Here is a 3,687-nt window from a genome sequence, read left to right as displayed (position 1 = left end):
GTTCACGCGCTTGAGGAAGTCGGCGCCGATCTTCAGCGCGCCCGTGCCGCCCAGTGCCTGCGCCGTGACGACGCGGCCAGCCGCGATCAGCGGCGAATCGTCGCCGAGCAGGAGCTTCTGCACGGCGGCGTCATAGGCGGCGAGACCTTCGATCGGCAGATAGCCGCGCGGCAGGCCGGCTTCCACGCGGGCCTTTTCCGCTTCGCGCACCGCGCGCAGCAGCGGAATCTTGCCTTCTTCGTTGGTGTACACGCCCACACCGAGGTTCACCTTGGTCGCACGTGCGTCGGCGTTATAGGCTTCGTTCAGACCCAGGATCGGGTCGCGGGGGGCGAGTTCGACAGCGGAAAAGAGGGACATGATGGTTCGGCAAAAGTGAAGGAAGAAGCTCGGTGGGCCGCACGCGCTCCGGGTGTTTCTGGTTGCTTCGGGTTTTGCGCGCCGCTCGCTTCGGGAATGTCTCGCCGCGAAGTGGTGCTTCGAGTGGCGCCGGGCAGCCGGCCACGCAGCTCGCTATTGTAACGAATCCTCAACCCGCATTTCCGCCCAATTGGCATCCGCCGCGCGGTATTCATGGCGATTTCCGGCACGAATGGACAATTTTCGACGTGCGGCCTCCCATGGCCCGCTGCCGGCGCGCCGCGCGGCCCTTGCGCTACCGCCCGTCACGCCCCATCTGCTGCACAAGGCCGCCCCGGCTCGCCCATTGGCGAAACGCTAGAATAGTTGTTTGCTCCGCGCAAGGATGTCACCCATGCCCGACCACACCGTCGCCGACGCGCCCGCGCTCGACGAGTCGAAATTCGTCCATTACGAAGGCTCGCCGTTCCAGTTGTACCAGCCGTACCCGCCGGCCGGCGACCAGCCGACGGCCATCGAAACGCTCGTCGAAGGCGTGGAGGACGGCCTCTCGTTCCAGACGCTGCTTGGCGTGACGGGCTCGGGCAAGACCTACACGATGGCGAACACCATCGCGCGCCTCGGCCGCCCGGCGATCGTATTCGCGCCGAACAAGACGCTCGCCGCGCAGCTCTATGCCGAGTTCCGCGAGTTCTTTCCGCGCAACGCCGTCGAGTACTTCGTCTCGTACTACGACTACTACCAGCCGGAAGCCTATGTGCCGCAGCGCGATCTCTTCATCGAGAAGGATTCGTCGATCAACGAGCACATCGAGCAGATGCGCCTCTCGGCCACCAAGAGCCTGATGGAGCGACGCGACGTGGTGATCGTCGCGACCGTCTCGGCGATCTACGGTATCGGCAATCCGTCCGAGTATCACCAGATGATTCTGACGCTGCGTCAAGGCGATCGCCTTGGCCAGCGCGACATCATCGCGCGCCTGATCGCGATGCAGTACACGCGCAACGAGCAGGACTTCCAGCGCGGCACGTTCCGCGTGCGCGGCGACACCATCGACATCTTCCCGGCCGAGCATGCCGAAATGGCCGTACGCGTCGAGCTGTTCGACGACGAAGTGGAAACGCTGCAGCTCTTCGACCCGCTCACCGGGCGCGTGCGGCAGAAGATTCCGCGCTTCACGGTGTATCCGTCGTCGCACTACGTGACGCCGCGCGAGACCGTGCTGCGCGCGGTCGAAACCATCAAGACCGAATTGCGTGAGCGGCTCGAATTCTTCCATACGGAAGGCAAGCTCGTGGAGGCGCAGCGTCTCGAGCAGCGCACGCGCTTCGATCTCGAAATGCTCCAGGAACTCGGTTTCTGCAAGGGCATCGAGAACTACTCGCGGCACTTCTCGGGCGCGTTGCCCGGCGAGCCGCCGCCCACGCTCGTCGACTATCTGCCCACCGACGCGATGATGTTCCTCGACGAGTCGCACGTGCTGATCGGCCAGCTGAACGGCATGTACAACGGCGACCGCGCGCGCAAGGAAAATCTCGTCGACTACGGGTTCCGCCTGCCTTCGGCGCTCGACAACCGGCCGCTCAAGTTCAACGAGTTCGAGCGCAAGATGCGCCAGGTGATCTTCGTGTCGGCCACGCCCGCCGACTACGAGAAAAAGGTGACGGGCCAGATCGCCGAGCAGGTCGTGCGGCCGACGGGCCTCGTCGACCCCGTGATCGAAGTGCGGCCCGCCTCGACGCAGGTCGACGACGTGCTGGGCGAGATCAACGAGCGCGTGGCCGCGGGCGAGCGCGTGCTCGTGACGACACTCACCAAGCGCATGGCCGAGCAGCTCACCGAATTCCTCGCCGACCACGGCGTGAAGGTGCGCTATCTGCACAGCGACATCGACACGGTCGAGCGCGTGGAGATCATCCGCGACCTGCGTCTGGGCACGTTCGACGTGCTGGTGGGCATCAACCTGCTGCGCGAGGGCCTCGACATTCCCGAAGTCTCGCTCGTGGCGATTCTCGACGCCGACAAGGAAGGCTTCCTGCGCGCCGAGCGCTCGCTGATCCAGACCATCGGCCGCGCGGCGCGCAACGTGAACGGCAAGGCCATTCTCTACGGCGACCGCATCACCGATTCGATGCGCCGCGCGATCGACGAGACCGAGCGCCGCCGCGCCAGGCAGATCGCCTTCAACCAAGAGCACGGCATCGTGCCGCGCGGCGTGGTCAAGCGCATCAAGGACATCATTGACGGCATCTACAACGTGGACGACGCGCGCGCCGAGCTGCGCGAGGAGCAGGAGCGCGCGAAGTTCGAGGACATGTCGGAGAAGCAGATCGCCAAGGAGATCAAGAAGCTCGAGAAGCAGATGATGGACTACGCGAAGAACCTCGAATTCGAAAAGGCCGCGCAGGCGCGCGACCAGCTCGCCGTGCTGCGCCAGCGCGTGTTCGGGGCGAACGTGGGCGACCATCCGATCTGAGAACCCATGCGTTCATGCGGGCGGGGCGGCTTGCACGGCGCACCAGCCCGCTTTCTCCCGATTGCGTGTCCTGAAGCCGGCCCGCGAAGCGCCGTAAGGCTCTGTTAATCAAGCGCTGCTAAGACCCTGTCCGTCCAGGGCTTTTGGTGTGGCTGAATTTGTCCCTCATCGGCATCGGTGCTAAACTTCGGCATTATTGAGAATTGTTCGCATTAACGTTTCTAGCTGCATGCGGGCGGGCTCAACAGGATGTCAATCTCAGACAAGAAAACAGGAGTTTCGATGCGGATTCACTCTCTCTTGCGCGGCACCGCGGTGATCGCGGCCGCCACGGCCGCATTTGCGGCCAACGCGGCTGAATACCCGATCGGCAAACAGCAAATCCAGGGCGGCATGGAAATCGGCGCGGTCTATCTGCAGCCGATCACGATGGAGCCGGAAGGCATGATGCGCAAGGCGTCAGAGTCCGATATTCACCTCGAGTCGGACATCCACGCGGTCAAGAACAACCCGACCGGCTTTGCCGAAGGCGACTGGATGCCCTATCTGCAGGTCCACTACGTACTCACCAAGCCGGGCTCGAACTGGTCGCACAAGGGCGACCTGATGGCGATGGTCGCCAACGACGGTCCGCACTACGGCGACAACGTCAAGCTCGACGGCCCCGGCAAGTACCACCTGAAGCTCATCGTCGAACCGCCGATGCAGATGGGCAACATGGCGTTTGGCCGTCACGTCGACAAGGAAACGGGCGTGGGTCCGTGGTTCAAGCCGATCACGCTCGAATACGATTTCCCGTTCGCCGGCATCGGCAAGAAGGGCGGTTATTAAGTCACGGGCAAGTCACGGGC

Annotated in this window: 3 protein-coding genes; 2 read left to right on the top strand and 1 reads right to left on the bottom strand. The window is 63.8% G+C overall.

Going from position 1 to position 3,687, the window contains the following annotated elements; all coding sequences use genetic code 11:
* Positions 1-360 (bottom strand): aminotransferase class I/II-fold pyridoxal phosphate-dependent enzyme (locus VMJ11_RS29280; RefSeq protein WP_325624248.1); only part of this gene is annotated, 360 nt, incomplete at its 3' end.
* Positions 361-754: 394 nt separating this feature from the next.
* On the opposite strand from VMJ11_RS29280, the gene uvrB reads away from it, so the two are divergent.
* Positions 755-2,836, top strand: coding sequence for an excinuclease ABC subunit UvrB (uvrB, locus tag VMJ11_RS29275; protein ID WP_325624247.1), 2,082 nt, complete (start codon positions 755-757; stop codon positions 2,834-2,836).
* Between the two features lie 282 nt (positions 2,837-3,118).
* The gene (locus VMJ11_RS29270) at positions 3,119-3,667 is read left to right on the top strand and encodes an iron transporter (protein WP_325624245.1); all 549 of its coding nucleotides are present in this window, start codon (positions 3,119-3,121) and stop codon (positions 3,665-3,667) included.
* The last annotated feature ends 20 nt before the right edge of the window (positions 3,668-3,687 follow it).

The organism is Paraburkholderia sp., assembly GCF_035501035.1.
Classification (GTDB): domain Bacteria; phylum Pseudomonadota; class Gammaproteobacteria; order Burkholderiales; family Burkholderiaceae; genus Paraburkholderia.
This window is presented reverse-complemented; position numbering and strand designations above follow the sequence as displayed.

Coding starts and splice junctions, on each gene's coding strand:
- uvrB (WP_325624247.1), top strand. CDS start 755: ATGCCCGACCACACCGTCGCCGACGCGCCCGCGCTCGACGAGTCGAAA.
- VMJ11_RS29270 (WP_325624245.1), top strand. CDS start 3,119: ATGCGGATTCACTCTCTCTTGCGCGGCACCGCGGTGATCGCGGCCGCC.